The sequence below is a fragment of the Nocardia sp. NPDC051787 genome (assembly GCF_040681325.1).
Taxonomy (GTDB): domain Bacteria; phylum Actinomycetota; class Actinomycetes; order Mycobacteriales; family Mycobacteriaceae; genus Nocardia.
Genome location: NZ_JBFAYO010000053.1, coordinates 23,990 through 29,989, shown reverse-complemented (window position 1 = coordinate 29,989; position 6,000 = coordinate 23,990). Strand labels below are relative to the sequence as shown.

General features: G+C 64.8%; 6 protein-coding genes. 2 read left to right on the top strand and 4 right to left on the bottom strand.

Annotated features, from left to right (window positions below; genetic code table 11):
* Nucleotides 1–68 precede the first annotated feature (68 nt).
* Complete coding sequence (pepN, locus tag AB0M45_RS32795; RefSeq protein WP_364337171.1) at nt 69–2,651, bottom strand: aminopeptidase N; 2,583 nt, start codon at nt 2,649–2,651, stop codon at nt 69–71.
* A gap of 219 nt (nt 2,652–2,870) precedes the next feature.
* Between pepN and AB0M45_RS32790 the strand changes: the two genes are divergently transcribed.
* Nucleotides 2,871–3,707, top strand: a complete 837-nt coding sequence (locus AB0M45_RS32790) for a phosphoribosylaminoimidazolesuccinocarboxamide synthase (protein WP_364337169.1) — start codon at nt 2,871–2,873, stop codon at nt 3,705–3,707.
* Nucleotides 3,708–3,768: 61 nt separating this feature from the next.
* Here the strand turns inward: AB0M45_RS32790 and AB0M45_RS32785 are convergent, their stop codons facing one another.
* The 3 genes from AB0M45_RS32785 to AB0M45_RS32775 are packed head-to-tail and all read right to left on the bottom strand — an operon-like array spanning nt 3,769 to nt 5,460.
* On the bottom strand, nt 3,769–4,617 hold the full coding sequence (locus AB0M45_RS32785; RefSeq protein ID WP_364337167.1) for a helix-turn-helix transcriptional regulator: 849 nt from the start codon (nt 4,615–4,617) through the stop codon (nt 3,769–3,771).
* On the bottom strand, nt 4,614–5,144 hold the full coding sequence (locus AB0M45_RS32780; protein ID WP_364337165.1) for a DUF6879 family protein: 531 nt from the start codon (nt 5,142–5,144) through the stop codon (nt 4,614–4,616). Before AB0M45_RS32780 ends, AB0M45_RS32785 begins: the two co-directional genes overlap by 4 nt.
* Nucleotides 5,134–5,460, bottom strand: a complete 327-nt coding sequence (locus tag AB0M45_RS32775) for a hypothetical protein (protein WP_364337163.1) — start codon at nt 5,458–5,460, stop codon at nt 5,134–5,136. Before AB0M45_RS32775 ends, AB0M45_RS32780 begins: the two co-directional genes overlap by 11 nt.
* Nucleotides 5,461–5,679: 219 nt before the next feature.
* Between AB0M45_RS32775 and AB0M45_RS32770 the strand changes: the two genes are divergently transcribed.
* Nucleotides 5,680–5,898 (top strand): hypothetical protein, encoded by a 219-nt coding sequence (locus tag AB0M45_RS32770; protein WP_364337161.1) that lies wholly within the window; start codon nt 5,680–5,682, stop codon nt 5,896–5,898.
* Nucleotides 5,899–6,000 lie beyond the last annotated feature (102 nt).

Genomic DNA, 6,000 nt, shown 5'->3' with positions numbered 1-6,000 from the left:
CGAGCTGCCGCCCACGAGTACTGCGTACCAGCGAAATCCGAGGTGGCGCCGACAGCTGGTCTTTTCGTTTACGGCTGGGCGTCGAAGGCGCGGGCGCGCAGTGAGCGTTCGATGCCTGCCTTGCCCTCGCTGACCAGGCGGCGCAGCGCGGGTGGGTGGTCGCCCGCGAGGAACTTGTCGGCGACGGACACCGCGTCCTCGCTGATCGCCCAATGCGGGTAGAGGCCGACCACCACGGTCTGGGCGACCTCGCTGGAGCGGCGCTCCCAGACGTTGGGGATCTCCGCGAAATACCGCTCCACGTACGGGGCGAGCAGGTCACCCTGTCCGGGAGGCGCGAAGCCGCCGACGATCGAGCGGGCGGTGACGTTGGGCACCGAGTCGTCGCGCATCACCGTGGTCCACGCCTGTTCTTTCACCTCGGCGATCGGCCGGGCCGTCGCCGCCGCGGCCGCCTGGCGCTTGCCCGCGGCGGTGGGGTCGCCCGCCAGCTCCTGGTCGATAACGGGTGTCTCCAGGCCGTCGGCATCGATCTCGCCCGCCGCCGCGAGCGCGGACACCAGCCGCCAGCGCAGGTCGGTGTCGACCACGAGTCCGCTCAGTCCGACCTTCGCCGGGTCGCCGTCGAGCAGTTCGCGCAGCACCTCGGTGTGCCAGTCCGACAGTTTCGCGCCGGTCAGCGCGTTGACGAAGGCCAGCTGGTGATCCGAGCCCGGTTCGGCTTCGCGAGCCAGCTCCAGGAGCCGGTTCGCGTAGTCCGGCCAGCCGGTGGCATCGGCCCAGGCCGGGTCGGCGTAGCTGCCCAGCGTGAGGTTGGTCTGCATCAGAAGTCGTTGCACCACACCGATTTCGGTCTCGGCGCCGATTCCGCGCTGGACCAGCGCGACGAAATCGCGGGCGCGGAACTCGGCTTGGCGAGTCATCTCCCAGGCCGCCGACCAGGCCAGTGTGCGCGGCAGCGGCTCGGCGATGTCGGCGATACGGTTGACCAGCACGTCGAGCGATCCGGCGTCCAGCCGGACCGAGCAGTAGGTGAGATCGTCGTCGTTGACCAGCACGAACGTGCCGCGCGGCACACCGGCCAGCTCGGGGACCTCGGTGCGCTCGGCGGCGTCGAGGTCGAGCTCGACGCGCTTGGTGCGCACCAGCTTTCCGTCCTGATCGTCATAGACGCCGATGGCCAGACGGTGCACGCGCCGCTCACCCGCGCCCGGCTGGGCGCCCTCCTGGACCACGGCGAACGAGCTGAATCTGCCCTCGGCGTCCACCTCGAAGTCGGGGCGCAGGATGTTCAGGCCGGTGGTCTTCAGCCACTGCGCGCCCCAGGTGGACAGATCCCGCCCGGACGACTTCTCCAGCGCCGCAAGCAGATCGTCGAACGTGGCGTTGCCGTAGGCGTGCTCGGCGAAGTACGCGCGCAGCCCTGCCAGGAACGGCTGCAAACCCACATAGGCCACCAGCTGCTTCAGGACGCTGGCGCCTTTGGCATAGGTGATGCCGTCGAAGTTCACCTCGACGGCCGCGAGATCCGGGATATCCGCGGCGATCGGGTGCGTGGAGGGCAGCTGGTCCTGCCGGTAGGCCCAGGACTTCTCCACGTTCGCGAAGGTGGTCCACGCGTTGGCGTATTCGGTGGCCTCGGACTGGCACAGCACCGAGGCGAAGGTGGCGAAGGACTCGTTCAGCCACAGGTCGTCCCACCACTTCATGGTGACCAGGTCGCCGAACCACATGTGCGCCATCTCGTGCAGCACGGTCTCCGCGCGACGCTCGTAGGACGCGCGAGTCACCTTGGACCGGAAGACGTAGTCCTCCAGGAAGGTCACCGCGCCCGCGTTCTCCATCGCACCGGCGTTGAACTCCGGCACGAACAGCTGGTCGTACTTGCCGAACGCGTAGGGGACGCCGAAATTGCCGTGATAGAAGCCGAAGCCCTGTTTGGTCTCGGTGAACAGCCGCTCGGCGTCCATGTACTCGGCCAGCGAGGCACGGCAGTAGAGACCCAGCGGGATGCTGCCGTGCTCGTCGGTGTAGATGTCGGTCCACCGCGCGTACGGGCCCGCGATGAGCGCGACCAGGTAGGTGCTCATCCTCGGGGTGGTGCGGAAGATGTGCTTGCCCGGCTCCGGCGCGAGCGTTTCCACGACGGCGCTGTTGGACACGACCTGCCAGTCCGCGGGCGCGGTGACGGCGAGGTCGAAGGTGGCCTTCAGATCGGGCTGGTCGAAGCAGGCGAACATCCGCTTGGCGTCGGCGGTTTCGAACTGCGAGTACAGGTACACGGCGTCGTCGGTGGGGTCGACGAACCGGTGCAGGCCCTCGCCGGTGTTCGAGTACTCGCAGTCGGCCTCCACCACCAGCTCGTTGCGCTCGGCCAGATCGTCCAGCGCGATCCCGGCCGACTCGTCGTAGCCGGAGACGTCCAGTGCGGTGCCGTTGAGCACCGCCGAGCGCACACCGCGCGCCACGATGTCGGCGAACGTGCTCGCGCCCGGCGTCGCGGTGAAGGTGACGGTGCTGCGGGAGAAGAAGGTCTGCTCGCCAGGTTTGCCCGCCCCGTCGGTCAGGTCCAGCTCGATGCGATAGTTCTCGACCGACACCGTCGAGGCGCGTTCGATCGCCTGTTCACGAGTGAGGTTGGGTGCGGACATAAGGCTCCTTCGTGTCGAAGAACTGGCACGTGCGCCACCAACAATGCCACCTCGGTGTGGCCGGCCGCGCGGGACTTTCCCGATCACAGCTGGTAAGCCGGATCGTCCGGGGTAGGGCAGGAGCGCAGCAGGCGGACGGCGTGCCGGGCCGGGCCGAGGGGCGGCGGTATTGTGCCTGGTGCAGGGCAGGTTCACCATCACGGATTCGGAGGCTCGACGTTGAAGCATGTGCACGCCGGGAAGGTGCGTGACCTGTACGAGGACGGCGACACGCTGTTGCTGGTCGCCTCCGATCGGGTGTCGGTGTACGACGTGATGCTGCCGACGCCGATCCCGGACAAGGGCGCGCTGCTGACGCAGTTGTCGAATTGGTGGTTCGAGTACTTCACCGATGTGCCCAATCATGTGGTCTCCGCTACCGACGTGCCCGCGGAGTTCGCCGGTCGTGGTATCCGGGTCAAGCCGCTGAAGATGGTGCAGGTGGAATGCATCGCCAGGGGCTACCTGACCGGGTCCGGTCTCGCGGAGTACCGGCGGACGGGCACGGTGTCCGGGGTGGCGCTGCCGCCAGGGCTGCGCGAGGGCGACAAGCTGCCCGAGCCGATCTTCACGCCGACGACCAAAGCGTCCGAGGGACATGACGAGTCGATCACCTTCGCCGATGTGGTGAACCAGGAAGGTTGCGAGGTCGCCGAGCGGCTGCGCGAACTGACCCTGCACATCTACACCCGCGGTGCGGCGCATGCCGCCGAACGCGGCGTCATCGTCGCCGACACCAAGGTCGAATTCGGCTGGGACGGCGACGTCCTGACCCTCGGCGACGAGGTGCTCACCTCGGATTCCTCGCGTTTCTGGCCCGCCGCCGAATGGGAACCGGGCCGCGTGCAACGCTCGTTCGACAAGCAGTTCGTCCGTGACTGGGCCACCTCCACCGGTTGGGACAAGGAGCCGCCCGGCCCGGAGATCCCCGCCGAGGTCGTCGCGGCGACACGGCAGAAATATGTGGAGGCCTACGAGCTCATCACCGGCCGGAGCTGGGCAGGCGTGCCGCGATAGCCCGAAATCGAGTAGGTAGGTCGTAACAATTCCGGCAGGCCGGGCGCAGTGCCCTGGCTCATCATTCCTTCGGCCGTGCGCGACGCTTGTCGAGTGCTGCCCCGATCAGCTTCCGTGCAGCGTCGCCGGTCACGGACTGACTCGCCAGGATATCGAACGTCCGGCCGTAGATGGCAATCTCTCCGGGTTGCGTAATCGTCAACTCAGCGGTAATACCTTCGACCATAACCATTCGGTTGTCGAACATCACGAAGTTGGTTACCTGCATCGGCAGTTCCGCAGTCGCCGGGATAATGCCGAACACGACCCGAGGTAAGCCGTTGGCGGCAAGTAGTCGGTCGAGCTGACCTATCATTACGCCGTCATTGCCGACGGTGGTCAGAAGCGATTGTTCCGCGATGACGATATGAAATCGGTGATCACCTTTGTACAACAGCTGTTGCCGCTCTAACCGCTTTGCTACTCCAGCGTCCAAGTCATCGGGTATGTGGTGGAATCCGATAGATCGGCCGAGGATGGCTCGCGCATATTCGACAGTTTGCAATATTCCCGGTATCAGGGTCGGCTGATAGATCCGCATCAGCTTTGTCTGTTCCGCAAGCTTTACCGACGTATGTTGCCGCCGCTTGGTTCCCGTGTTGAGAACGCGCCGCCATTCAAGATATGCCGCCTCAATGTTCCGGGCTGTGGCTAAAAGGTCGGCTACCTGACCCTGCGCCCCGGTCAGGTCGCACCAAACCCGGATATCTGCCTCTGAGGGCTTTGTCTTTCCGTATTCGATTTTCGGGACTCTAGTCTGATGCCAACCCGTCCGGCGGGCAAGCTCGCTACCGCTGAGTCCAGCACTGAGGCGAAGCTCTCTCAGCCTCGCCCCCAGCGCCTCTCGTTGTTGCTGGACTGTGTTCGTCACTTGCCTGTATACGCTGCCGTACTCGTGGCGTACTCGCCAAACGGTATTGCCTTTTGCCAAAGCTGATCTTTTGCGCTCTGGCAGAAGTGGGCAATCGTAGGGTCGGTTGTTATTGCCGCCCCCGCGGGTTTTCCATTCCGGTCAATCAGGTTGAATGCAACCCGCTGTCCGTCGAATAACCACCAGTCGTCATGCGGAATGTCGCTCGGATCAATCAAATGCCGGGGCAGATAACGAATGTCCTCCCCGGCCTCAACGTTGCTCCCGGTCACCGACAATAACCACCGCTGATAGTCGCTGTGCGGGACCGTGACGACACGGACCCTACAGACGGACACCCCGCGCCCGGTTGTTTCTCGCACAAGATCCGTCCATGGCCGCTTGTCGTATTCCTCCGGTGGCTCCCCGTCGAGGAATCGGCGCAGCGGTTCGGACTCACTTGGTACCGCGTAAGTGTCTCTGACCTCCAGGTGGAACGCCTCCCGCTGGCACTGCCTGAATAGGTCAGGCCAAGGGCTACCGGTCACCAGTTGCACCGTAGAACGTCCTCTCGCTTTTCGGCACCTCGATAGCCGTCTCGTAGGTCTCCATCGTCAACTGTGCCAGTAGCTCGCTCTCGGTGACCGGCTTCCCGGTTAGCGTGAATGTGCCTCTTCCTGTGTCAATCAACGTGGTTCCGATGAACGTGTCTGGCTCGAGGAAACCGAGTAGCAGGTGTGGAATCTCTACCGTCTCGGGCTGGTCAGTCTTCCAGCCGACGATCAGGTATCCGAACTCAGTGGCGTAGAGCGTGGGACAGTCGCCGTCTCCCGATCCACCTTTGCCGAGGAACTCTAACCACATGACGCAATCTCCTATCCGAGTTAGGCGCAACTATGCTTGCGCTGCTGTTCAGTGTCCCTCGCTATGGCGCTATCCGCCGCTGTTCGAGCCAATATCAGCATAGTTCGGCATAGGTCTCGCCCGATGCCCACGCCGGTTCGTAGCGTCGTACCCGGCCCCCGTGACATGTGACGCCCAACCGGTCACGGGGTGCCTACCAACTGCCTAGGAGGGGTCGCGATGAACAGGCGTACGAGGGTTGTCGTGTTCGACGGCGGACTGTTGGAGGTCGCCGACTACGAAGACACCGACAACGACGGCTCTGTGTATCTGGAGATGCGCACTCTGCCGCAACGGGTTCCGGGTGCTGCCGAGCTGAATTCGCCGGGTACCGCGGTCGAGCCTGCCGAGGCCGAACTGTGCGGGCGTGTGCTGCGACTGCTGCGAGACCTGCCGTGATCACGCTCGGATGGTGCAGCGCGATCGGGGTTCCGCTGGCGGTATTCGCCGCAGCGGTGTTCTGGCCTGAGCGAATACCGAAGGACCGGACCGTCAGGGGAA